A 22,264-nucleotide genomic window follows, 5' to 3' on the forward strand; every position below is an offset into this window, starting at 1 on the left:
CACCACGGCGCCCGCCGCCGCCAGGGAATCGATGCCTGGCAGGCGTTCGCTGTAGCCGTCGACCAGGGATGGCGCCAGCTCTCGGGTGAGCAGGGTGAACCTGAAACGTGTGCGCAACGCGCCGTACCGCAGCAGGATGTGTGGCGTGGGCCGGGCCCGGCTTCGGCAGCTCGGACAGCTCAACCGACCCGGCGGCCGTCCGCATCGATCAGCGCTTCGCCATTTTCTTTGGCGAAGGCGCCGCGCTGCGGCGAGGGCAGGATCTCCAGCACCGTTTCCGAAGGCCGGCACAGGCGCGTGCCCAGCGCGGTGACCACAATCGGCCGGTTGAGCAGGATCGGGTGCTGCAGCATCGCGTCGAGCAGTGCGTCGTCGCTCAGCGCGGGGTTGTCCAGGCCCAGGTCGGCGTAGGGCGTGCCCTTCTGCCGGATCGCCTCGCGCAGCGGGATGCCCAGTGCCGCGATCAGCGCCTGCAGTGTGGCGCGGTCCGGCGGGGTCTTCAGGTAGTCGACCACGCGCGGTTCCGCGCCGCTGTTGCGGATCAGTCCGAGGACATTGCGCGAGGTGCCGCAGGCGGGGTTGTGGTAGATCGTGATGGCGCTCATCGGGGGCGCTCGGTGCGATAGCGCGCGCAAGGCTGCACGGTGTGGTCGGTGTCCATCGTTTCAATGATTCCAGAAATGACGCAATGAGGCCAGCCCGTGGCTCCGCTCCGCAAACGACAACGGACGCATCGCTGCGCCCGCCGGGTGGAGCCGTTGCGCGGCGCTCAGGTCGGCATGTCCTCGATCTGCAGGTACACCATGGTCTGGTTGAGCAACTGGTAGGCCACTTCGCCGGAGGTCACCGGTCCGATCAGTTCGCCGGTGCGCTTGCCCTCCAGCTCCGAGTACAGGAAGTTGAGGATGCAGTTGCAGCTGAATTCTGGGCTGCGCACCGTCCGCGGCAACTGCCGCGAGAATTCCTCGACATAGTTGGCCACCGGCGCAGCGATGCGGTATTCCACGCCGCGGAACACCAGCGCGTACAGCGTGACCTTGTGCGCGTCCTGGTCGATCGAATGGATGCTGGCGTTGATCTTCTCGCCGTTGTAGTCGGCGACCAGCGGCAGCCGCACGTCGATCTGGTTGGCGGTGAGGTACGCGGCGAAATCGCGCGGCGCGACCTTGCCCAGGTCCGCCAGGTCCACGCCGGACACCCAGCCGACGATGTTTTTCATGAACAGCCCGGGGTAGTCGGGCGAATCCTGCGCATAACGCACGTGCGCCTGGCTGGTCGCCGGCAGGATGATCACGTTGAAGCGGTGATCGGGCGAGTCGCTGGCGATCGATGGCAGTGCGTCCACGTCGTACCAGCGCACGTGCGAGCCGCTGACGCAATGGTCCTGTTTGCTGACGAAGATCAGGTCGCGGCTGTGGGTGACGCCTTGCTTGTCCATGAAATAGGGGATGGTGCCGCCGATCCAGTTGCCCTTGGGCAGGCTGCCGAGCAACGCCTGATCGCCGGCCAGGTACAACGTGGCGCCGGATTGGATCTTTTGCGCCGCTTGTTCGCGTGTCATCAGCATGTCGCTTCTCCTCAGAAGTGGACCTGCAGCTCGGCCTTGTAGAGATTTTCGTATTTACTGAAGAACGCGTGCGCCTCGTCGATGCAGGGCTGTACGGTCTGCGCCGACGCATCGCTTTTCAACTTGCGCGCGCACTGGCTCAACATCATGTTCCCGGCGAATACCTTGAATTGCAGCTTGGTATCGCCGCGGAGCAGCGGAACCCATTTGGGATGGCTTTTGCACGCAATCATCTTTGTCCCTCCACGGGTGAAGTCTTGCGCATGGCCGACGCGTAGGCGCGGCATCGTGCAGGAGCGACACGGGGCGCGAGGGCTTGAACGCCGGGCCTGGCTGTAAGCGCTTACTGTCGTGGAACCGAGGGTGCGGTCACTATCGCCGCGGCTTTCGCGCCGCATGCGGGCGATCGGATAGTGACGCCGGAGCGCGTCGTGGCGGCGTTGTGCGGTCGTCCTCCCCCCACTGTCACACATCCGGCCGGGTCGCGTATGCGTCCAGGTGTCGCAGGGCTACCCGGAGCGCGGCAACAGACTCTAGACTGCCGGGATGACCCGTCGCCGGCCCACATCACCATGGCGCACGCTCGCCGTCCTGGCGATCGTGCTGATGCTGGTTGCGCCGCTGCTGAGCCGCTGGCAGCAGGCGCGGCCCGGCGACTGGGGCGCTGCGACGGCGGGCGTGCTGTGCACCAGCCGCGGCCTGCAAGCGATCCTTGCGTTGCCTGCGGTGTCGTCGCCTGGCCACGCCGGCGCCCATGACGACGGCGGCATGCCGCACGCGCAGGCGTGCGATTACTGCCTGCTGGCCGCGCGCCTGCTGCCCTTGCTGGGGGTGCTGTTGCTGGTGTTGCCTTGGTTGCGCCCACGCGCGCCGCTGGCCGCGCCGCGCCCGCCGGTGGTGGACACCTGCCGTTGGCGCGCTCACGCCGCACGCGGGCCTCCCTTGCTCTCTTGAAACACGACGCCTCTTGTTGCGTGCCGCGGTGTCGCCGCGGGACGTCTTCGTGTCGATGGAGCCATTTATGATCCGTTTCTTTTCCCTGCCGCGTATGGCAGCGTGCGGCTGTGTCTGTTTCGCGGCCAGCGTGACCGCGCAGGCCGTCGCTGCCGACAGCGGCGTGCAGCCGCCCGCCGCCGATTCCGCATTGACCCTGGGCAAGGTCCAGGTCACCGCCAATCCGCTGTCCTTGCCCACCGCGCGCAGCGTGCTGAGTTCCGTGGACATCCTTGGCGGCGACCTGCTGCAGGACCAACATGTGGACTACAGCTGGGAGCTGCTGATGCGCGCGCCCGGCGTACAGGTCACCCAGTTCAAGATGGGCACCGATGCCGGCCGCTTCTCGTTTCGCGGTTTCAACGGCGAAGGCCGGGTCAATGCGGTCAAGCTGCTGATCGACGGCATTCCCAGCAACGACAACGTCGGCAGCATGCCGTACCTGGACGCGGTATTCCCGCTGGACATCGCCGCGATCGAGATCGTGCGCGGCACCAACGATCCGCGCTACGGCTTGAACGCCATCGCCGGCAGCGTCGATGTGCTGACCCGCAGCGGCGGCAACGACGGCCGCGCCAGCGTCACCGTCGGCAGCTTCGGCACGCGCGAGGTGCAGGCCAGCCAGGGCATCGAACGCGGTGGCTGGAGCCAGAACTATTTCGCCGCCTGGCGCGACAGCGACGGCTATCGCGATCATGCCGACGCGCGCAAGCGCGCCTTCGCCGGCAAATGGTTCTACACCGATCCGGATGAGCGCTGGCATGCCGGGCTCAGTGCGCGCTACTACCGCAACGAAGCATTGGAAGCGGGCTATCTGGACGACGCCAGTGCGCACCGCGCACCGCGCAGTTCGCCCGACTATGCGCGCGACGACCGCAGCGAGCGCCAGACCGGGCAGGTGAGCCTGCATCTGGACGCGCAGTTGGCCGACGCCGTGCAGGGCAGCGCCAAGCTGTACTGGAATCGCTACCAGAACCAGCGCTGGGTGCGTTTCACCGCCGCCGGCGCGCAGCAGGAACGCGATACCGACGAGACCCAGCACGGTTTCCTGGCCAAGGCCAGCTGGCGTCCCGAGGTGGACTCGGCGGCGTCGTTGGCGCTGGAGGGCGGCGTCGATGCGCAATGGCAGGACAATACCTCGCAACGCTATCGCACCGTGGCGCGGGTGCGCAGCGCGCCGTTGCGCGACTGGGATTTCGATCTGGACACGCACGGCGCCTATGTGCAGGCGGTGATCCGCCCGTTCGAGCGCCTGCAACTGGTGCCGGGCTACCGTGTGGACTGGGTCGATGGGGATTTTCGCGACCGGCTCGGTGACGCGCGCTATCCGGCCTACGCGTACGGGGCGATCAAGCAACCCAAGTTCAGCGCGGTGTGCGCGCTGACCGCGCAGACCAGTGCCTATGCCAACATCGGCCGCACCTTCCAGATCGGCAGCGGCAATGGCGCCTACCGCAGCCAGCCCGGCAACGTGGGCCCGTCGTACAACGACGGCTGGGAAGCCGGATTGAAGTTCGCCGACGCCAAGCGCCTGGACGCGCGCATCGCCTATTGGGAACAACGCGCCTCCGACGAAGTGGCGACCATCTTCGGCGTCGATGGCAGGGTCGGCGTTGGCGAGGTCGGCAATGTCGGCAAGACCTTGCGCCGCGGTTGGGACGCGCAGCTGAACCTGCGTCCGGACGAGCGCTGGACGCTGTGGCTGGCGTATTCGCGGCAGCGCGCGCTGATCGTCACGCCCGATCCGAGCGCGCCGGCCACGCGCGGCAAGGAGATCGAGAGCGTGCCGCATTACCTTGCCAATGCCGGTATCGACTGGCAGGCGACGCCGCGGCTGAAGCTGTCGGCCTGGGGCAATGCGCAGGGCGACTACTACGTGGAGCGCAGCAATACGCTGGGCCGCTATGGCGGCTACGCACTAGCCAATGTCGGCGCGACCTGGGCGTGGCGCGCGCAGCGCGAGCTGTCGCTGCAGCTGAAGAACCTGACCGATCGCCACTATGTCTACGCGTGGTACGACAGCGGTTCCTCCGGCGACTCGCCGGGCGACGGGCGCGCGCTGTACGCCAGCCTCAGCTGGGGCTGGTGATGGTCATGCCGAACCCGCCGGCGCCGCCGCCGGCGCGTTTCTACCGTGCCGTCTGGCGCTGGCATTTCTACGCCGGCCTGCTGGTGCTGCCGTTGCTGGCCTGGCTGGCGCTGACCGGCGCCGCCTTCGTCTATCAACAACCGATCGACGGCTACTTCCATCGCGCGCTGAAGACGGTCGCGGTGCCGGCGCAGGCGCAGGTCGCCGCGCCGCAGCGCTTGCTCGAGGCGGCGCTGGCGGCGCAACCGGGACAGGCGCTGCGCTACACAACGCCGCCGCGGCGCGATGCGTCGGCGGAAGTGACCGTGGGCACCGACGATGGCCGCCGCGTGGTGGTGTACGTGGATCCGTACCGGGCACGCGCGCTGGGCCGCTTGCCCGAGCACGGCACCGTGGCATGGACGATCCGGCGCCTGCACAGCCTGGCCCTGGTCGGGCCATGGGCCAACGCGCTGATCGAAGTGGCCGCCGGCTGGGCGATCCTGCTGGTGCTGACCGGCGCCTACCTGTGGTGGCCGCGCGGCCGCGGCGGCGGCGTCACCCACGTGCGCGGGCGCCCGCCACAGCGCGTGTTCTGGCGCGATACGCATGCGCTGACCGGCAGCGTGGTCGGCACGATGCTGCTGTTCCTGGCGCTGACCGGGATGCCGTGGTCGTGGTTCTGGGGCGCGCAGGTCAACCGCCTGGCCAACGGCCATCACTACGGCTATCCGGCCGGACTGCGCGTGGACGTGCCGATGTCCACGCAGCGCCTGAGCGACGAAGAGGTGCCGGCCTGGTCGCTGCGCCAGGCGCGCCTGCCGCAGTCGCAGCTGCCGCAGACTGCGCCGATGCCGATGCCGATGCCGGCGACGGCAACGGCAAGGGCAACGGATGCGTCTTCCGAGGCAGCTGGGGTGGACAATGGCGATGACGTGCATGCCGCACATGGCGGCATGGTGCTGGAGGCGATGCCGTCGCCGTCCTCGTCGCCTGGCGCGATCGGCCTGGACGCGGCGGTGGCGCGGTTCCAGGCGCGCGGCATCGCCGCCGGCTACAGCGTGGCGCTGCCGCGCGGGGCGCGCGGCGTGTACACCGCATCGGTGTATCCGCTTGACCTGGCGCAGCAGCGGGTGATCCATCTCGACCAATACAGCGGCAAGGTGCTGCTGGACATGCGCTATGCCGATTACGGGCCGTTGGCCAAGGCGCTGGAATGGGGCATCAACGTGCACCTGGGGCAGCAATACGGCACGCTCAACCAGGTGCTGCTGATCGTCTCGTGCCTGGGCATCGTGCTGTTGTGCGTCAGCGCCGCGCTGATGTGGTGGAAGCGCCGTCCGGCCGGCGGATTGGGCGTGCCGCCGCTGCCGGCGGACCGGCGCAGCTTGCACGGCGTGCTTGCGCTGCTGGCGATCGGCGGAATGCTGTTCCCGCTGGTCGGGGTGTCGCTGCTGCTGATGCTGGCGCTGGATTGGTGGTGGGTGTTGCGGGGGGAGTGAGGCGCGGCTGCCTGAATACAAGGGAGCTTGCGGCTAACGCACTGGGGGCAGTGTGGCAGGGCACTTCGGTCCCGATTGTGTACGAAGCCGGAAGGTTCGCCGCTGCGTTCGTCGCGGTTGAAGTCGCTCCCACAAAAAAGGCTTGCGCGGGTCCGCCGAGGGCGTGCGTCGCGTTCGCGTCAGATGTCCTCGTGGATGCCGCACTCGCGCTTGAGGCCGAAGAAGCGTGTGTCTTCCTCGCGCATGCCCGGTTCCCAGCGGCGGGTGGTGTGGACGTCGCCGATCGACACATAGCCTTCTTCCCACAGCGGGTGGTAGGGCAGGCCGTGCTGCTGCATGTACTGCCACAGGTCGCGGTCGCTCCAGTCGGCGATCGGGTTGATCTTGTAGCGCTCGCCGCGCTTCTGCACGAATGGAGTCTGCGCGCGGCTGTCGGACTGGCTGCGGCGCAGGCCGGTGAACCAGGTGCCGACCTTCAGTTCGTCCAGCGCGCGGCGCATCGGCTCGACTTTGCGCAGGTTGTTGTACTGCTCGATGCCGACCATGCCCTGTTCCCACAAGCGGCCGTGGCGCGCTTCCATCCACGCGCGGCTGACCAGCGGCCGGTACACCTTGAGGTTGAGCTTGAGCTTGTCGCTGAGCGCGTCGGCGAAGCGGTAGGTCTCGGCGAACAGGTAGCCGGTGTCGATCAGGATCACCGGGATGTCCGGCAACTGCTGGGTCAGCAGGTGCAGCGTCGCCGCCGATTGCGCGCCGAAGCTCGACGACAGCGCGGCCTCAGCCGGACCGTGTTCGAGCGCCCAGGCCACGCGCTGCACTGCGCTCATCGGCGCCAGCAACGCGTTGGTCGCGTCCAGATCCAAGGCCGCAATCGGCGTGTTGGCGGATTCGTGGTGGGCGGAGGCGGGCAGGGCGCTCATGCGTGCAGTTCCGAAGGAATGAGATGACGGTGGGTGGGGTAGGCGGGCAGCGCGACCAGGCCGCTGCGGTGCAGGAAGTCGCCGAAGCCCTCGTCGGGGTCGCGTTCGCTGGCGTAGCGCGCGAACAGCGGATCCAGCGCGGCGAGGATTTCCGGCTCGCCGATGTTCTCGCGGTACAGCGTGTTCAGGCGCTGCCCGCGGTGATCAGCGCCGAGCATCAGGTTGTAGCGGCCGGGCGCCTTGCCGACCAGCGCGATCTCGGCCAGATACGGCCGCGAGCAGCCGTTCGGGCAACCGGAGATGCGCAGCAGGATCGGCGCCTCGCGCAGCCCGTGCCGGTCCAGCAGCGGCTCCAGTTTGGCGGCGAAGTCGGGCAGGTAGCGCTCGGCCTCGGCCATCGCTAGGCCGCAGGTGGGCAGTGCCACGCAGGCCATCGCCGCGCGCGCCAGCGCGGTGCGCGCCTGGTTGCCGGTGTCCAGCGCATGCGCCTGCACCAGCGCGTCGATCGCCTCGCGTTGCGCTGCGGGAATGCCGGCGATCACCAGGTTCTGGTTGGAGGTCATGCGGAAGTGCGCGCCATCGCCGTGGCGCTGCAGCAGTTCGGCGATCTCGCGCAGGCCGCTGAGGTGGCGCGCGCCGGCGTCGTGGTCGGCGATGCGCCCGGCCGGCAGCGACAGGGTCAGGTGTGCGCGGCCGTCCTCGCCTTCGCTCCAGCCGTAGCGGTCGCCGTTGTGCGCGAACGCGAACGCGCGGGTCGGCTGCAGCGCGATGCCGGCGCGGCGCTGGATCTCGGCGACGACGACCTCCAGGCCGTGGTCGTCGATGGTGTATTTGAAGCGCGCGCGCTTGCGCAGCGTGCGGTTGCCGAGGTCGCGCTGGGTGGTGACCACCGCGGTGGCGACATCGATCAGTTGCTCGCGCGCGATGAAGCCGATCACGTTGGCCACGCGCGGGTAGGTCTCGGCGTCGCCGTGGCTGGCGCCCATGCCGCCGCCGATGCTGACGTTGTAGCCGGCCAGTGCGCCATCGGCGCCGAGTACGCCGATGAAGCCCAGGTCGTTGGCGAACACGTCCACGTCGTTGATCGGCGGCAGCGCGAAACCGATCTTGAACTTACGCGGCAGGTAAGTGTCGCCGTAGATCGGTTCCTGCTCCTTGCCGCTGCCGGCCACCTGTTCCTCGTCCAGCCAGATCTCGTAGTAGGCGCGGGTATTGGGCAGCAGGTGTTCGGACACGCGCGCGGCATCGGCGTACAGCGTGGCGTGCGCGCGCGAGGCCAGCGGATTGGCGGCGACCTGCACGTTGCGGTTGACGTCGCCGCAGGCGGCCAGGCTGTCGATCAGCGCGGCGTTGATCGCCTGCATCGTCGCCTTCAGCTCGCGCTTGATCACGCCGTGGAACTGGAACGCCTGGCGCGTGGTCACGCGCAGCGAATGGTTGCCGTAGGTGGTGGCGATGGCGTCGAGCTTGAGCCACTGTTCCGCCGTGATCACCCCGCCCGGCGTGCGCGTGCGGATCATGAACTGGTAGGCCGGTTCGAGCTTCTGCCGGCGCCGCTCGTCGCGCAGGTCGCGATCGTCCTGCTGGTAGCTGCCGTGGTACTTGATCAGGGTCTGATCGTCCTCGCGCAGCGCGCCGGTGACCGGGTCGGCCAGGCTCTGCAGCAGCGACCCGCGCAGGCGGCGGCTTTCGGCTTTGATGTCTTCGACGGAGTGGCTCATGTTCGGGACTCGGGACGCGGGACTCGGGACTCGGAAAAGCGCGGGATGGCGCACTGATGCCTTACCGACGTCCGTTCTTCGAGTCCCGCGTCCCGCGTCCCGCGTCCCGCCAACTCAATAGACATCGCGCGCATACCGCCCCTCCCGTTGCAGCGAGGTCAGATAGGCGGCGGCATCCTCGGCGTTCAGTCCGCCGTGCTCGACCACGATCTGCTGCAGCGTGGTGTGCACGTCCTTGCCCATGCCGATCGCGCCGCACACGTACAGGTGCGCGCCGTTCTGCAGCCAGGCGTAGACGTCGCGGCCGCGCTCGCGCAGGCGCTGCTGCACGTAGACCTTGTCCGCCACGTTGCCGTCGCGCAGCGGCTGCAGGTCGCGTGAGAACGCCAGGTCCAGCCGCTGCAGTTCGCCGCTGCGCAGCGCCTGCTGCCATTCGGCCTGGTACAGGAAATCCTGGTTGAAGTGGCGGGCGCCGAAGAACAGCCAGTTGCGGCCGCTGGCGCCGCTCTCGGCGCGCTCCTGCACGAAGCCGCGGAATGGCGCCACGCCGGTGCCGGGACCGATCATCAGGATGTCGCGGCTGGCGTCGGCCGGCACCCGGAAACGTTCGTTGGGTTCGATGTAGACCGGGACGCTGTCGCCTTCGATCAGGGCCGCCAGATAGCCGCTGGCCGCGCCGCCATGGGCGTGGCCGTGCGCCTGGTAGGCCAGCACATCGACGGTGAGGTGCACTTCGTCGCCGACCCGCTTGCGGCTGGAGGCGATCGAATACAGGCGCGGGGCCAGGGGCCGCAGCGCGTCCAGCAGGGCGTTGTGGTCCCAATCCGCCGGCCAGCGTCGCAGCACGTCGATCACCTGGTGATCGGCCAGCAACGCCGCCAGACCGGCGGTCTGGGTAGGGTCGAGCAACTGCTCCAGCGCCGGGGCGGCTGAGCGGCGGGCGACCGCGGCCAGGAACGGCCGCGAGGCCCGGGTCAGTTCGCGATGCGCGGCGAGCCACTCGTGTAGGGGCAGAGTCTGCGCATCGACGGTGACGTGGGCATGGCCGTCGAGTCGCGTCGCCGTCAAGATGGCCTCCACCAGCGCCGGCGGATTGCGGTGGCGGATGCCCAGCGCGTCGCCGGGTTCGTAGTGCAGGCCGCTACCGGCCAGCGACAGTTCCAGGTGGCGCACGTCCTTATCGGCCTGGCCATGCGCGGCGTAACGCGGACCCTTGAAGTCGCGCCCGCTGATGCGCTGGTTGGCCAGCACCTCGGCGGCGAACGGGCGCGCGTGGCTCCAGCTGGCGGTGGCGGCGCTGCGCAGCGGGGTCACCGTCGCCGATGGCGCGGCCGCGCTCTTCAGCAGCTCGCGCGCCTGCGCCAGCGCCTGGGTGCGCCACGGCGCCGCCACGGTGTCGATGTCCAGGTCGGCCTCGCCCAGCGGCAGCAGCCGCTGCGCGCCGAGTTCGGCCAGGCGCGCATCGATGCGCTTGCCGATGCCGCAGAAGTCGGCGTAGCTGGAATCGCCCAGGCCGAGCACCGCGTACTTCAGTTCCGGCAGCTTGGGCGCGCGGCGGCCTTGCAGGAACTCGACCAGGCCGATCGCATCGTCCGGCGGATCGCCTTCGCCCTGGGTGCTGATGACCACATACAGCAGGCGCTCGCTGGCCAGTTCGCGGGTCGGGTAGGCATCGGCGCGCAGCAGGCGCACCGTCAGCCCGGCGGCCTCGGCGTCGGCGGCCAGCTGTTCGGCGGCGCGGCGGGCGTTGCCGGTCTGGCTGCCGTAGACAATGCTCAGCCGCTGCGCGCCGTGGCTGGCCGCGGCGCCGCCCGGCAGCACCGCCAGCGACGGCGGTGCGTGGCCCTGGCCCTGGGCCAGGCCCGCGGCATAGCCGGACAGCCACCACAGGCTGGCCGCATCCAGCCCCTCCACCGTCCGCGCCAGCAGCGCCTTGCGCTCGTCGGGCAAGGGGCTGGGCGGCAACGCGGGCGAGGCGGCGGTCATGACCGGTCCGGGTGGGAAGAAGGGACGACCGATGTTAGAGATTCGTTGCGCAGCGCAGAAAGGAGCAGGGGTTATCGGCTTATGCCCCCCGCTTATTTCAGTGTCCGCCAGACGCATCACACACTGCCGGCCCAGGTCGCCGCGGTCGCTGCTACCCTCGGCACGTTCCCTTTCCAATGAGTTTTGCGTTGTCCCCGATGCATTCTTCCGCCCTGTCCCACCTCGACCGGCTCGAGGCCGAGAGCATCCACATCCTGCGCGAGGTGGCCGCCGAGTTCCGCAATCCGGTGTTGCTGTATTCGGTCGGCAAGGACAGTTCGGTGCTGCTGCATCTGCTGCTGAAGGCGTTCGCGCCGGCGCCGCCGCCGATCCCGCTGCTGCATGTGGATACGCGCTGGAAGTTTCGCGAGATGATCGCGTTCCGCGACCGCCGCGCCGCCGAGAGCGGAGTGGAATTGCGCGTGCACATCAACCCCGACGGCATCGCCCAGGACATCGGCCCGTTCACCCACGGCGCCACCGTGCACACCGACGTGATGAAGACCCAGGGCCTGAAGCAGGCGCTGGACCAGGGCAAGTTCGACGCGGCGATCGGCGGCGCGCGCCGCGACGAGGAGAAGACGCGGGCCAAGGAGCGGGTGTTCTCGTTCCGCAACGACAAGCATCGCTGGGACCCGAAGAACCAGCGCCCGGAGCTGTGGAATCTGTACAACGCCCGGGTGCATGCCGGCGAGAGCGTGCGCGTGTTCCCGCTATCCAACTGGACCGAGCTGGACATCTGGCTGTACATCTACCGCGAGTCGATTCCGGTGGTGCCGCTGTATTTCGCCGCCGAGCGCCCGGTGGTGGAACGCGACGGCGCGCTGATCATGGTGGACGACGCGCGGCTGCCGCTGCGCGACGGCGAAGTGCCGCAGCTGCGGCGGGTGCGCTTCCGCACGCTGGGCTGCTATCCGCTGACCGGCGCGGTCGAGTCGCAGGCCGACACGCTGGAAAAGATCATCGCCGAAATGCTGCTGACCACCACCTCGGAGCGGCAGGGACGGGTGATCGATCAGGATCCGGGTGCGTCGATGGAGCAGAAGAAACTCGAGGGATATTTCTGATGGCTATCAAGACGGGACTCGGGACTCGGCACTCGGGACTCGAAAAAGCACCGGAATTTGAGACCCCAGATTCGGCCGTTGGGCGACTGTCTGCGTCCGACGCGGACCCGCAGTTCGCTGCCTCGTCCGAGTCCCGAGTCCCGAGTCCCGAGTCCCGCAGCGGCGACGCGGTCGCCGCCTACCTGCAGCAGCACGAACACAAGCCGCTGCTGCGCTTCATCACCTGCGGCAGCGTCGACGACGGCAAGAGCACGCTGATCGGGCGCCTGCTGTACGACAGCAAACGCCTGTTCGACGATCAGCTCGCCGCGCTCAGCACCGACAGCAAGCGCCACGGCACCCGTGGCGGCGAGATCGACTACGCGCTGCTGCTGGACGGCCTGGCCGCCGAGCGCGAGCAGGGCATCACCATCGATGTGGCCTACCGCTACTTCGACACGGACCAGCGCAAGTTCATCGTCGCCGACTGCCCCGGCCACGAGCAGTACACCCGCAACATGGCCACCGGCGCCTCCACCGCCGACGTGGCGGTGGTGCTGGTCGATGCGCGCAAGGGCCTGCTGACCCAGACCCGCCGCCACAGCTATATCGTCTCGCTGCTCGGCATCCGTCATGTGGTGCTGGCGGTGAACAAGATGGATCTGGTCGATTTCGACCAGGCCACGTTCGATGCGATCGTCGCCAGTTACCGCGTGCTGGCGGCGCAACTGGGCATCGCGCACGTGCAATGCATCCCGCTGTCGGCGCTGGACGGCGACAACCTGTCGCAGCGGTCCGCGCGCACGCCCTGGTACGACGGCCCGGCCTTGCTCGAACACCTGGAAGGCCTGGACCTGGCCGCGCGCAACGCCGACAGCGGCCTGCGCCTGCCGGTGCAATGGGTCAACCGCCCGCACCAGCAGTTCCGCGGTTTCGCCGGCACGCTCGCCGCCGGCCAGGTGCGGCCCGGCGATGCGGTGGTGGTGCTGCCGTCGGCACGCCGCTCCACCGTCGCAAGAGTGCTCGACGGCAACGGCGACGTGGCCCAGGCCGTTGCCGGGCAGGCGGTGACGCTGACCCTGGCCGACGAGATCGACATCAGCCGCGGCGACGTGATCGCCGCCGCCGCCGACCCGCCGGAAGTGGCCGACCAGTTCGCCGCGCATGTGCTGTGGATGGACGATGCCGCGCTACTGCCAGGGCGTCCGTACTGGCTGAAACTCGGCACGCGCACGGTGTCGGCCAGCGTCAGCGAGATCAAGCACCGCATCGACGTCAACACGCAGGAGCGGCTGGCCGCCAAGCGCCTGGAATTGAACGAAGTCGGTTACTGCAACCTGTCGCTGGACGAGGCGATCGTGTTCGCGCCGTACGCGCGCAACCGCGCGCTCGGCGGTTTCATTCTGATCGACCGGCAGAGCAACGCCACCGTCGCCGCCGGCACGCTGGATTTCGCCTTGCGCCGCGCCGGCAACGTGCACTGGCAGCACCTGGACGTGGACCGCGCCGCGCGTGCGAAGATCAAGGGCCAGGCGCCGAAAGTGCTGTGGTTCACCGGCCTGTCCGGCGCCGGCAAGTCCACCGTCGCCAACCTGGTGGACAAGCGCCTGCATGCGCTCGGCTATCACACCTTCATCCTCGACGGCGACAACGTGCGCCACGGGCTGAACCGCGATCTGGGCTTCACCGACGAGGACCGGGTGGAGAACATCCGCCGCGTCGCCGAGGTGGCGCGGCTGATGGCCGACGCCGGGCTGATCGTGCTGGTCAGCTTCATCTCGCCGTTCCGTGCCGAACGGCGCATGGCGCGCGAGCGCTTCGCCGCGGGCGAGTTCGTCGAGGTGTTCGTCGACGTGCCGCTGCAGGTGGCCGAAGCGCGCGACGTGAAAGGGCTGTACGCCAAGGCCCGCGCCGGGCAGATCCCCAACTTCACCGGCATCGATTCGCCGTACGAGGCGCCGGAGCAGCCGGAGCTGCACCTGCGCGCGGACGGCGAAAACGCCCAGGCGCTGGCGGCGCAGGTGCTGGCCTGGCTGGACGCGCACGACTGAGCGGTGCCGCGGCCATCGCGGCCCACGCGGCGCTGGCGCTGGCGCCGCTGCGCCAGTCGCGCCGGTCGGCGTTCGTCCCGCCACGGCCGGCGGCAGCGATGCGCAAGGCGTGCTTCAGTCGGCGCCAGCGCGGCCGCTAAGGTTCGGGGGGCGCAATACCCTGCGATGTCTCGGGCATGGCGCCTGCGGCCCATGGGTGAACGGTTTCGCCACCGCGCAGAGAATGGAGATGGAAATGGCAGGCAAAGCCGAAGCGCGCGTCGGGGCGTTGTCGTCGAGCGTGTCGGAACGGATGTTTGCGCCCATCACCGCGATGATGGATCGCCTGCACCTGCGACAGCGCATGCTGCTGCTCGGATCGGTGGGCTTGCTGGCGACACTGGTGACATTGGCGTTCTTCGTGCCGTTGCTCGGCAGGGAAGTGGAGTTCGTGCGCAAGGAGCGCATCGGCGCGCAGGCCATCGGGCCGGCGGTCGAGCTTGCGGTGCAGATGCAGCGCCATCGCGGCAACATGAACCGGCTGCTCAATGGCGATGCCGGCGCGCGCAAGGCGGTGGGCGACGCCCGTGCCGGCGCGGGCAAGGCCATCTCTGAACTCGATGCCTATTTCAACGGGACCGGCCGCGAGCTCGGGCTTGGTCAACGCTGGGCGGCATTGCGCGACGCTTGGCGCGCACTGGAGCAGGACAGCGAGTCGCTCTCGCCGCAGCAGAGCTTCGCCAGGCATACCGCGCAGGTGGAAGGGTTGCTCGATTTCGTCTCGGCTCTGGCGCAGCGCAGTAATCTCACGCTCGATGCCCGGGTCGAGTCGTACATGCTGGTGGACAGTGTGACCCGGCGCTTGCCGGCCTATATGGAGCGGATCGGGGTGATGCGCGGCCAGGGAGCAGGCGCCCTGGCCGCGGGCGACAACTCCAGTGCGGTCCGCGAGAAGATCCGTTCCAACAAGGGCATCGCCGAATACATCTACGGTAACAACCGCGAGGCTTTCGAACAGGTGCTCAAGGCCGATCCGCTGATGGCCGGGATCGTCAGCGCCGCAGTCAAGGTCGATACCGCGCATGCCGGCTACATGCAGCTGACCGAACGCGAATTCGGCGGCGCGCAGCCGCCGACGGTCGCCGCGTCCGACTACTTCGCCAAGGGCACGGCGCTGGTGGACGGCGCGCATGCGGTGGTCGAGGCCGCGTTGCCGCAGCTCGAGCGCCTGCTGGCCGCACGGCTGGCGGCGCTGGAGCGCAACCGCGCGATCGTATTGACGGTCTGCGCGATCTGCATCCTGCTGGAAATCTACTGTTTCGTCGGTTTTTCGCGCTCGTTGCGGCGCGCGCTGCAGCGGCTGGCGTGGGCCAGCCGGATGCTGGCGCATGGCCAGTTCCCCGAACGCATCGAACTGCGCTCGGGCGACGAATTGCAAACCATCGCCGACGAGGCCGCGCGCGTCAGCGCCACGCTGCAGGGCTTCGACCGCGCGCAGCGCGATGTCGCCGACCGCCACGCACGCGGCGATACCGACGCGCGCATCGATACCGTGCAGTTCGAGGGCAGCTTCCGCGAGATGGCGACCGCGCTCAACGATGCATTCGAGGGACACATCCGCGTCCAGCAGCGCATGGCCGAGGTGGTGGGCCACTATGCGCGCGGCGATCTCTCGGTGCGGGTCGAGGACATGCCGGGGCGGCGCGCGGAGATATCCTCGGCGATCAACCAGGTGCGTGAGCGCCTGCAGCGCGTCAATCACGAGATCCTGGCGTTGGCCGGCGCCGCCGCGCGCGGCGATTTCGCAGTGCGCGGCGACGCCACCGGCCTGGAATTCGCCTATGCCGACATGGTCAATGGCATGAACCAGCTGATGCAGAATGCTGCGGGCGGGCTCGGCGAACTGGACCGTTTCATGGCCGCGCTGGCCAGCGGCGACTTGCGCGAGACCATGCGCGGTCAGTTCGATGGCATGTTCGCGCGATTGCGCGACAGCGCCCACCAGACTGCCGAACAGCTGGGCGGGACCGTGCTGCGCATCCAGCGCTCCGCCGATGCGATCAGCAATGCCGCGGCGGAGATCGGGCAGGGCAACAGCGAGCTGTCCAGCCGCACCGGGCGCCAGGCGGCGGCGCTCGAGGAAACCGTCGGTTCGGCCACAGCCACGGCCGCGTCGGTACAGCGCAATACCGGCAACGCCGATCGCGCCAGCGGCCTGGCCGCCGAGGCACGTACCCGCGCCGAGCAGGGCGGCGAGGTGATGGTGCGCACCTTGTCGACGATGCGCAAGCTGCAGGAGTCGAGCCGGCGCATCCACGAAATCATCGGCCTGATCGACGGCATCGCGTTCCAGACCAACATCCTGGCGCTCAACGCGGCAGTCGAGGCCGCGTCGCGGGATATCGGCCAGCTGATCGCGCGTTCGGTCCACGACATCGGCGATGGCACGCAGATGGCCGAAGAAGCTGGCGCGCGGATGGGCGAGGTCGTCGGTTCGGTCAGCGACGTGGCCGAGATCATGCGCTCGATCGCCGAGGCCTCGCGCGAACAGGCCGGCGAGATCGGCCAGATCAGTTCGGCCATCGCGCAGATGGACGGCAATACCCAGCAAAACGCCGCGCTTGCCGAGGAGGCCTCGGCGGCGGCGCATAGCCTGGAAACGGAAGTGGGCAATCTGGTCGAAGTGATCGCGACATTCCGGTTGCCGGACACCACGGCCCCGCTCGCCGAGGCCACTTAGCCATAAGCGCGCATGGCCGGCCGCCGTGCCGGACACTGCCGATGCGTTCGGCGCTGCGACGGCGGGCGTCACTGCGCGCCGGGTTGCGTCTGGGGCAGCAGGTGGTGCCGCGCGACCTGGATGCGCGGATAGCGCCACGGATCGGAGCCGGGTATGGCGCGGCCGTGGCGGGTGGTGGTCGCGGCGACATAGCCGGCCTCTTGCACGGTCGCGGCGACGCGCGCGTCCACGTTGCCATATGGGTAGCAGAACTGGGTGACCGGTTCGCCAAGCAGATCCTCCAGCGCGCGTTTGCAGCCGCCGATCTCCTCGCGCAGCGCGGCATCGCTGCACGCTGTCAGGCGCGGATGCGAGCACGTGTGCGCGCCGACTTCGGACGGCTCGGCACGATCGTGCAAGGAAGGGCGCGCTGCATTAGCGCGCGCAAACCTTTCGCCGGCCTGTCGTATGCGCCGGCAGCAGCGCGGACGTTGCGCGCGCGCGTCGCCTGGTTGCGCTGCGCGCCACCGCGGTATGCTCGGGTGCCCCTGTGCAGGAGCGCTGCCGATGCCCGATGACCCAAGCGCCACGGCGTGGCGCGATCTGCGCCTGCGCATCGACGGGATGCAACTGCGCCGTTGGCGCGGCGACGATCTGGAAGCGCTGCTGCGCCATGCCGACGATGCGCAGGTGGTGCGCGGCCTCAGCGAACGTTTTCCGCATCCCTACACCCGTGCCGACGGCGAGGCGTTCCTGAGCGGGCGCGTGGTGGATCTAGGGCATCCGCTGCTGGCGATCGAGATCGACGGCGAGGCCTGCGGCAGCATCGCCCTGCGTCCCGGGCGCGGCGAGCGCGCGCATGTCGCCGAACTCGGCTATTGGCTGGGGCGCCGCTACTGGGGCCAGGAGCGGATGACGCGGATCGTCGCCACGTATCTGGACTGGGCGATCCCAGCACTGGGATTGCTGCGCATCGAAACCAGCGTGTTGGACAGCAACCCGGCCTCGGTGCGGGTGCTGGAGAAGAACGGCTTCGTCCACGAAGGCATCCGCCGCGGCGCGCTGCGCAAGCAGGGGCGCTTGCACGATCTGCACCTGTTCGGCCGCCTGCAGGCGCCTTAGTGCGGCGCGGCGTAGCGCCGCTGCTGATGCACGCGCGGATGCGGGTTTCCGGCACGCCATGCGGCTGGCGAGGGCGCATGGTCGTGGTCGCGGGTGCCAGCAGCCTCCAGGGCCGGCGCGCGCCGCCCGCGTGACGCGGAGGCCTGTGTGACGGGCGATCGCATGCGGACGGTTCGCCGGTGCGCCTGCCGAGATGGCGGGGCTTGCAACTTGCCCCTGTCGCGTGTCGGTACAGCGCTGGCCGTTGTTGTGGTATCGCGCGACTTCAAGCGGACACAGCGGTTGGCGCCTTTGGCGAGCGCGGCCGTGGCATTTGTCTACGGTTTGTTTCGCATGGGCGTGACGCCGATTGCGAGGTTCTCGTGACGGTATCTCGATTTGCGGAAGTTGTGCTGAATTAGCGCGTTTCAACGCGTATTCGGCCAATCCTTCCTTTCGCGCTTTCGCCACGCTTCGCGGCGCCAGCAGTGTGCGCGCTCGGCCACGAGGACATGCGTGGCCGTTGCGATCGCGACACCTCATTTGGCAACCGCTGGTTATCGAAACAATGACTTTTCAACTGAGAGAACAGAATGAAGAACACACGCCTGACCTGGTCCGGCCTCATCTGCCTCGCGGGCCTGTCTTGCGCGGGCCTGGCGATGGCCGACAACGCGCGACACGGCATGGGCGCCATGTTGCCGAAGCTGCGGCAGCCGGTGACCATGCCCGAGGTGAGCGCCGCGAACATCGCGTCGGCACCGCCGAGCAGCGTCGACCTGAGCCCCTGGGCGGTGGAGATCGGGGATCAGGGCGCTGTCAACTCATGCGTGGGGTGGACCGTCGCCCATGACCTCGCCGGTTGGTATGCCAATTTCAATGGGGAAAGCGTCAACCTGTTCGCTCCGATGTATGTCTATTCCCAGATCAACGGCAGCGTCGACAAGGGAGCCAATCCGTTGGACGCGTTTCGTCTCTCGGTCGAGCAGGGGATTGATACCGAGGAGGACTATTTTCAGGGCAACTACGACTGGAATGATCTGCCGACCGACGACGAGCGCGCGAATGCGGCAAGATTCAAGCCGCAGTTGTTCAAGGACTATACCGTGCTGTTCTCCGACGGCAACGCCAACGGCGGCAGTGCGCTCAGCAAAGCGCTGAAGGTAGCGCTGGCGAATTATCAGCCGGTCGCGATTATCCTTCCAATACGCCCCGGATTCAATAATATGTCCCCCAGTAACCCGATCGATAGAGACGACAGCGGCACGATCCGGGGCTATCATGCAGTTCTTGCGGTCGGCTACAACGCCGATGGATTGCTCATCCAGAACCACTGGGGCACCGAATGGGGCAACGACGGCTACGGCATCCTCGCCTGGAGCGTGGTGGAGCACGATGTGAATCAGGCAATCGTCGCCACAGCGAATCATTGAAGTGAATGCCAAGGCTGGTGCATTGCGCACCGGAGCAACGTGCTGAGTACACGCTGTGCATGCTGGATACGGAAGGATCGGCGCAGGCACGATCCTTCCGTCCGGTCGGTTATGTCGGAGCCGTGATCGGGAGCAGTTTTGCGCTGTCTCGCGCGGAAGAATCATGCCGGTTCGGTGAGCATTCGTGCGGCGGTTTGCCGCGAGCACGATTCCTATCCCGTCTCGCCGCGCATTTGCATGCGGCAGGATCGCGCGAGCTGGTTGAGCGCCAGGCATCCTTCGGAACTACATGGCCGAGACCAACCTCAGCTACATCAACGGCAACCGCCGCCGTCCGCTCAGCGTGCTGGTGCTGCGCCTGGGCATCCTCGGCAGGGTGGTGTTCGGCGCGTTCCACGACGCCAGGCTGGCGTGGTCGCTGAGCGACATCGGCGTGGGCTTGATGGCCTGGCTCAACATCATCGCCATCCTGATCCTGATCCTGATCTTGCAGACGCCAGCGCTGCTGGCGCTGCGCGACTGCGAGCGGCAGAAGAAGGCGGGCCTTGACCCGGTGTTCGATCGGCTGCCGCTGGGCATCAAGAACGCCGATCTGTGGCGTGAACGCCTGGTGCCGCCCGCGCCGTGCGGCGAATGAGCGCCACGCCGCCGTGCACTCCCTGATGACACCGTTGCTGGCCTGTGGCCGGCAGCGGCGTCATGCCCTTGGGACAGAACGCGATCAGTAGAAGATCGTCGCCGAGGTGGAGGTGGTCTGAACATCGTAGTCGCACTGCATGTCGTATCCGGAGCTGAAGTCCAGCACGCCCCATGGCGGCGACCGCACGCGGTTCATTTGGTAGTCGTACACGCCGATATTGGTGAACGTGATGCTGCCTTCCGGTGGGTACTGGTCGCAACTGTCCAGCGAATACACCTCCAGCGAGCCGCCCATCACCTGGTGCGACTCCGAATCGATGTCGTACGTGGTGCTGAGGCGTACGCTCTGGCCAGTGGTGAGGTTGCGCGTGTCGACGTTCCAGTCATAGCACGGGTTACCGGTGCCGCAGGTCGCATAGGTGTCGCCTACGATCTGATCGCCTGCCTTGGCCTTTATGTAATCGCTGTACCATACCGTGCCTTCCTGGCAGCAGTTCCAGCTGCTCAGATCCCAGGCATTGTTTTCGCCGCGGTAGCCCAGTACCGGCTGCAGGATCGTCGGATCATTGCTTTGCAACCCCGGGAAGAAGTACACCGTCTGTTGCGCCACGTTGGTCGGGTTCTGCGGCACTGTCCAACTCGCCACGATGCGTCCGAGCGGCGTGCCGGTGTAGTAGCCGGCGACCTTTAGATAGCCTTTGGAGATCGACGCTGGCATATAACCGTTGGAGATCGACGCCGGCACCGAGCGGCGAGACCTCGATGCTGCCAGCGCCGCATTGCCACGGACCTGCTGGCCATCGATGCCGCGTCCGTCGGGTCGCACCCGGGTGCCGTTGGGAGTGAAGTTGTCCTGGGTACAGGCCTGCGCCTGTTCGCGCGTGCCATTGGCGTGTTGCAGGCCGCCGTCCTTGAGGAGGCGCTCGCCGTTGTGGACCTGGCGCACGCAGGCTGGTGGGAAGTAGCCGAACGGGGTCTGCACGTAGTCGTCGGGGACGCCGGCAGGTTTGTGCTCGGCGGGCAGGGCGCCGACCCGCGCCAGACGCACATCGGGTGAGGATGTCTGCGCCAGCGCGGTGGCGCTCAGGCCTATCAGGGGCAGCAACAGCAGCAGCGCGGCGCAGCGGCGTGCCGCCGAGGGCGCGCTAGGTGGATCGAAGTGCATGGAATCGCCTTATCGAGAAAATGCGGAAAGTGCTTCGGAAGCCGGCGTATTGCGTCCGGCATGCGCGCGTACGCGCCGGATCGGGGCTGCCGAATTTCGGTGAGCGAAGCGGATGGGCCGGGCGTGGGGCGTCTCGATAAGACCTGCCTGGAGGGCTGAAGGAGCGGTGACGATGAATCATGCATGGCGCGCGTTATTGTTGTATTTCCTCGCGTAAATGCGCCAATCCCGCATAATGCGCAGCCATGGCGAACTGCTTAACGATCAGGCTGGCCAGGCGTTTGCGTTTCGTGTTGTGCGGCGTAGACAAGTGTCGGCCCGCGATCGGCATACCCCGGGCAGCCGGGGGCGCCCGAATGAGCGAAAATCCCCCGAGCGCGCCGGCCTGGCGCGCGACCCGCGTGTTTTTCAGGAGACTTCCCATGCGTCATGTCCTTCGTTCCTGCTGCGCCATGGGCGTGCACCGATGACCTCGCCCTGGGGCAAGAGCCCACGTGGCCCGCGTTCGCCCGCGCCGCCCGAACGTGCCGCGCTGGTGCCGCGCGCGGCCGACGCCAATCGCGGCGAACTGCGCCTGTATGGTCTCAACGCGGTGCGTGCGGTGTACGCGCGCCGGCCCGAGGCGATTCGCAAGCTGTACCTGGCCGAGGCGCGGATTCCGGCGTTGCAGCCGCTGCTCAAGTGGTGCGCGGCCAATCGCGTCGGCTACCGCGTGGTGGAAGAAGCCGATCTGAACAAGCTCGCGGCCAGCGCACACCATGAGGGTGTGGTCGCCGACGTGGTGCGCGCCGAACCGTTGCCGCTGACGGCGTGGCTGCAGACGCTGGCGCCGGGTCCGGCGCTGGCGTTGTGGCTGGACGGGGTCGGCAACCCGCACAACTTCGGCGCGATCCTGCGCTCGGCCGCGCATTTCGGCGCCGCCGCGATCCTGCTGCCGGACACCGCGACGCTGGCGTTGTCCGGCGCCGCCGCGCGCGTGGCCGAAGGCGGCGCCGAGGCGCTGCCGCTGGTGCGGCTGCCGCCGACGGAACAAGCATTGGCGCAATTGCGTGCGGCCGGCTTCGCGCTGGCGGCGACGCTGGTGGACGGCGGCGCCGACGTGTTCGCCGCCGCGCTGCCGCCGCGCCTGGTCTACGTGATGGGCGCCGAGCGCGAGGGCATGGACCGCGAGTTCGCGCAGGCCTGCGAACTGCGCCTGTCGATCCCCGGCAGCGGCGCGGTGGAAAGCCTCAACGTCGCCGCCGCCACCGCGGTGCTGCTCGGCGCCTGGCGCCGCCGCGTCGCGGCGTCGTAAGACGGAGACTGTGCCTGCACGCTTTGACATGTGCGTCGCGC

General features: G+C 68.2%; 18 protein-coding genes and 1 pseudogene. 10 read left to right on the forward strand and 9 right to left on the reverse strand.

The genetic code is table 11. From position 1 onward, the window contains the following. Positions 1–179: 179 nt before the first annotated feature. The 3 genes from arsC to ISN38_RS14905 form a co-directional block, all read right to left on the reverse strand. The gene (gene arsC / locus ISN38_RS14895) at positions 180–605 is read right to left on the reverse strand and encodes an arsenate reductase (glutaredoxin) (RefSeq protein WP_003470282.1); all 426 of its coding nucleotides are present in this window, start codon (positions 603–605) and stop codon (positions 180–182) included. Positions 606–769: 164 nt separating this feature from the next. After that, entirely contained in the window at positions 770–1,567 is a 798-nt protein-coding gene (locus ISN38_RS14900) for a DUF6976 family protein (RefSeq protein WP_058358459.1), read from the reverse strand. Positions 1,568–1,578: 11 nt separating this feature from the next. Then, positions 1,579–1,800: a hypothetical protein gene (locus ISN38_RS14905; RefSeq protein ID WP_003470285.1), complete on the reverse strand. Its 222-nt coding sequence runs from the start codon at positions 1,798–1,800 to the stop codon at positions 1,579–1,581. 313 nt (positions 1,801–2,113) lie between these two features. Here ISN38_RS14905 and ISN38_RS14910 point away from each other — a divergent pair, with 313 nt between their 5' ends. The 3 genes from ISN38_RS14910 (at position 2,114) to ISN38_RS14920 (ending at position 6,130) form a co-directional block, all read left to right on the forward strand. Continuing rightward, a complete protein-coding gene (locus tag ISN38_RS14910) occupies positions 2,114–2,521 on the forward strand; it encodes a DUF2946 family protein (protein ID WP_047325205.1) in 408 nt (135 codons plus the stop codon). Between the two features lie 67 nt (positions 2,522–2,588). Beyond that, on the forward strand, positions 2,589–4,649 hold the full coding sequence (locus ISN38_RS14915) for a TonB-dependent receptor (protein ID WP_003470287.1): 2,061 nt from the start codon (positions 2,589–2,591) through the stop codon (positions 4,647–4,649). Then, positions 4,649–6,130 (forward strand): PepSY-associated TM helix domain-containing protein, encoded by a 1,482-nt coding sequence (locus ISN38_RS14920; RefSeq protein WP_206711869.1) that lies wholly within the window; start codon positions 4,649–4,651, stop codon positions 6,128–6,130. The genes ISN38_RS14915 and ISN38_RS14920 overlap by 1 nt, the downstream gene beginning before the upstream one ends. Before the next feature lie 179 nt (positions 6,131–6,309). Here the strand turns inward: ISN38_RS14920 and ISN38_RS14925 are convergent, their stop codons facing one another. The 3 genes from ISN38_RS14925 to ISN38_RS14935 form a co-directional block, all read right to left on the reverse strand. Continuing rightward, the gene (locus ISN38_RS14925) at positions 6,310–7,050 is read right to left on the reverse strand and encodes a phosphoadenylyl-sulfate reductase (protein ID WP_003470290.1); all 741 of its coding nucleotides are present in this window, start codon (positions 7,048–7,050) and stop codon (positions 6,310–6,312) included. Continuing rightward, positions 7,047–8,771 (reverse strand): assimilatory sulfite reductase (NADPH) hemoprotein subunit, encoded by a 1,725-nt coding sequence (gene cysI, locus ISN38_RS14930; RefSeq protein ID WP_003470292.1) that lies wholly within the window; start codon positions 8,769–8,771, stop codon positions 7,047–7,049. The genes ISN38_RS14925 and cysI overlap by 4 nt, the downstream gene beginning before the upstream one ends. 114 nt (positions 8,772–8,885) lie before the next feature. Beyond that, on the reverse strand, positions 8,886–10,757 hold the full coding sequence (locus ISN38_RS14935; protein ID WP_003470294.1) for an assimilatory sulfite reductase (NADPH) flavoprotein subunit: 1,872 nt from the start codon (positions 10,755–10,757) through the stop codon (positions 8,886–8,888). 197 nt (positions 10,758–10,954) lie between these two features. Here ISN38_RS14935 and cysD point away from each other — a divergent pair, with 197 nt between their 5' ends. The 3 genes from cysD (at position 10,955) to ISN38_RS14950 (ending at position 16,612) form a co-directional block, all read left to right on the forward strand. Further along, on the forward strand, positions 10,955–11,863 hold the full coding sequence (gene cysD / locus ISN38_RS14940; RefSeq protein ID WP_003470295.1) for a sulfate adenylyltransferase subunit CysD: 909 nt from the start codon (positions 10,955–10,957) through the stop codon (positions 11,861–11,863). After that, positions 11,863–13,893 carry a sulfate adenylyltransferase subunit CysN gene (cysN, locus tag ISN38_RS14945; RefSeq protein WP_241753946.1) on the forward strand — a complete coding sequence of 677 codons (2,031 nt, stop codon included), beginning with the start codon at positions 11,863–11,865 and terminating at the stop codon, positions 13,891–13,893. Before cysD ends, cysN begins: the two co-directional genes overlap by 1 nt. Before the next feature lie 235 nt (positions 13,894–14,128). Beyond that, the gene (locus ISN38_RS14950; protein WP_241753947.1) at positions 14,129–16,612 is read left to right on the forward strand and encodes a methyl-accepting chemotaxis protein; all 2,484 of its coding nucleotides are present in this window, start codon (positions 14,129–14,131) and stop codon (positions 16,610–16,612) included. Between the two features lie 68 nt (positions 16,613–16,680). Here ISN38_RS14950 and ISN38_RS14955 read toward each other — a convergent pair whose 3' ends face one another. Beyond that, a complete protein-coding gene (locus tag ISN38_RS14955; RefSeq protein ID WP_003470300.1) occupies positions 16,681–17,010 on the reverse strand; it encodes a polysaccharide deacetylase family protein in 330 nt (109 codons plus the stop codon). 148 nt (positions 17,011–17,158) lie between these two features. On the opposite strand from ISN38_RS14955, the gene ISN38_RS14960 reads away from it, so the two are divergent. The 3 genes and pseudogenes from ISN38_RS14960 to ISN38_RS14970 all read left to right on the forward strand — a co-directional run. Further along, on the forward strand, positions 17,159–17,713 hold the full coding sequence (locus tag ISN38_RS14960) for a GNAT family N-acetyltransferase (protein ID WP_003470302.1): 555 nt from the start codon (positions 17,159–17,161) through the stop codon (positions 17,711–17,713). A 572-nt stretch (positions 17,714–18,285) separates the two neighbouring features. Beyond that, positions 18,286–19,125, forward strand: a complete 840-nt coding sequence (locus ISN38_RS14965; protein ID WP_003466480.1) for a C1 family peptidase — start codon at positions 18,286–18,288, stop codon at positions 19,123–19,125. Positions 19,126–19,411: 286 nt separating this feature from the next. Further along, positions 19,412–19,762, forward strand: a pseudogene (locus ISN38_RS14970) (alanine:cation symporter family protein); the annotation flags it as partial. Positions 19,763–19,846: 84 nt separating this feature from the next. On the opposite strand, the gene ISN38_RS14975 reads toward ISN38_RS14970, so the two are convergent. Beyond that, entirely contained in the window at positions 19,847–20,929 is a 1,083-nt protein-coding gene (locus ISN38_RS14975) for a hypothetical protein (RefSeq protein ID WP_003466474.1), read from the reverse strand. A 193-nt stretch (positions 20,930–21,122) separates the two neighbouring features. Continuing rightward, a complete protein-coding gene (locus ISN38_RS14980; protein ID WP_155617081.1) occupies positions 21,123–21,353 on the reverse strand; it encodes a hypothetical protein in 231 nt (76 codons plus the stop codon). 42 nt (positions 21,354–21,395) lie between these two features. Between ISN38_RS14980 and ISN38_RS14985 the strand changes: the two genes are divergently transcribed. Beyond that, complete coding sequence (locus ISN38_RS14985; RefSeq protein ID WP_047325202.1) at positions 21,396–22,223, forward strand: TrmH family RNA methyltransferase; 828 nt, start codon at positions 21,396–21,398, stop codon at positions 22,221–22,223. The last annotated feature ends 41 nt before the right edge of the window (positions 22,224–22,264 follow it).

Source organism: Xanthomonas translucens pv. undulosa (assembly GCF_017301775.1).
Classification (GTDB): Bacteria; Pseudomonadota; Gammaproteobacteria; order Xanthomonadales; family Xanthomonadaceae; genus Xanthomonas_A; species Xanthomonas_A translucens.

Coding starts and splice junctions, on each gene's coding strand:
- ISN38_RS14925 (WP_003470290.1), bottom strand. CDS start 7,050: ATGAGCGCCCTGCCCGCCTCCGCCCACCACGAATCCGCCAACACGCCG.
- ISN38_RS14935 (WP_003470294.1), bottom strand. CDS start 10,757: ATGACCGCCGCCTCGCCCGCGTTGCCGCCCAGCCCCTTGCCCGACGAG.
- ISN38_RS14980 (WP_155617081.1), bottom strand. CDS start 21,353: ATGGGAAGTCTCCTGAAAAACACGCGGGTCGCGCGCCAGGCCGGCGCG.
- ISN38_RS14910 (WP_047325205.1), top strand. CDS start 2,114: ATGACCCGTCGCCGGCCCACATCACCATGGCGCACGCTCGCCGTCCTG.
- arsC (WP_003470282.1), bottom strand. CDS start 605: ATGAGCGCCATCACGATCTACCACAACCCCGCCTGCGGCACCTCGCGC.
- ISN38_RS14965 (WP_003466480.1), top strand. CDS start 18,286: ATGAAGAACACACGCCTGACCTGGTCCGGCCTCATCTGCCTCGCGGGC.
- ISN38_RS14915 (WP_003470287.1), top strand. CDS start 2,589: ATGATCCGTTTCTTTTCCCTGCCGCGTATGGCAGCGTGCGGCTGTGTC.
- cysN (WP_241753946.1), top strand. CDS start 11,863: ATGGCTATCAAGACGGGACTCGGGACTCGGCACTCGGGACTCGAAAAA.
- ISN38_RS14905 (WP_003470285.1), bottom strand. CDS start 1,800: ATGATTGCGTGCAAAAGCCATCCCAAATGGGTTCCGCTGCTCCGCGGC.
- ISN38_RS14920 (WP_206711869.1), top strand. CDS start 4,649: ATGGTCATGCCGAACCCGCCGGCGCCGCCGCCGGCGCGTTTCTACCGT.
- cysI (WP_003470292.1), bottom strand. CDS start 8,771: ATGAGCCACTCCGTCGAAGACATCAAAGCCGAAAGCCGCCGCCTGCGC.
- ISN38_RS14950 (WP_241753947.1), top strand. CDS start 14,129: ATGGCAGGCAAAGCCGAAGCGCGCGTCGGGGCGTTGTCGTCGAGCGTG.
- ISN38_RS14985 (WP_047325202.1), top strand. CDS start 21,396: ATGACCTCGCCCTGGGGCAAGAGCCCACGTGGCCCGCGTTCGCCCGCG.
- ISN38_RS14975 (WP_003466474.1), bottom strand. CDS start 20,929: ATGCACTTCGATCCACCTAGCGCGCCCTCGGCGGCACGCCGCTGCGCC.
- cysD (WP_003470295.1), top strand. CDS start 10,955: ATGCATTCTTCCGCCCTGTCCCACCTCGACCGGCTCGAGGCCGAGAGC.
- ISN38_RS14960 (WP_003470302.1), top strand. CDS start 17,159: ATGCCCGATGACCCAAGCGCCACGGCGTGGCGCGATCTGCGCCTGCGC.
- ISN38_RS14900 (WP_058358459.1), bottom strand. CDS start 1,567: ATGCTGATGACACGCGAACAAGCGGCGCAAAAGATCCAATCCGGCGCC.